The sequence below is a fragment of the Pseudomonas avellanae BPIC 631 genome (genome assembly GCF_000444135.1).
In the GTDB taxonomy this organism is placed as follows: domain Bacteria; phylum Pseudomonadota; class Gammaproteobacteria; order Pseudomonadales; family Pseudomonadaceae; genus Aquipseudomonas; species Aquipseudomonas avellanae.
This window is the reverse complement of the sequence record NZ_ATDK01000542.1, coordinates 1-275: the sequence shown is the minus strand read 5'-3', so window position 1 is coordinate 275 and position 275 is coordinate 1. Positions and strand designations below refer to the sequence as shown.

Sequence of the window (275 nt, the reverse complement as noted above, 5' to 3'; positions counted from 1 at the left end):
CTGACCTGGTCAAGCTTGGGGCCTGTGGCCCACGGCTTGACGGTCAACTCCACCGCGCTCGCCAGTTCGCCCAGTTCGTACACGTGGCTATGAAATTCGGTCGTCTCCCACCAGGGATGGCCAGGTGTTTTGGCAACCGGGCCACCGTGGTAGTCCACGTCCGCGTCGAGGCGAGCGGCAAACGCGGCATAGATCGCCTTCATGTACTGAATCGGCTTGGTCCGTGCATTCTCAGTAGTGCACACGGACGGCACGGCATAGAACAACTGGGAATG

General features: G+C 60.7%; 1 protein-coding gene. It reads right to left on the bottom strand.

The features are described from left to right. Positions 1-275 (bottom strand): replication initiation protein (locus tag DW49_RS0124400; RefSeq protein ID WP_029774761.1); only part of this gene is annotated, 275 nt, incomplete at both ends.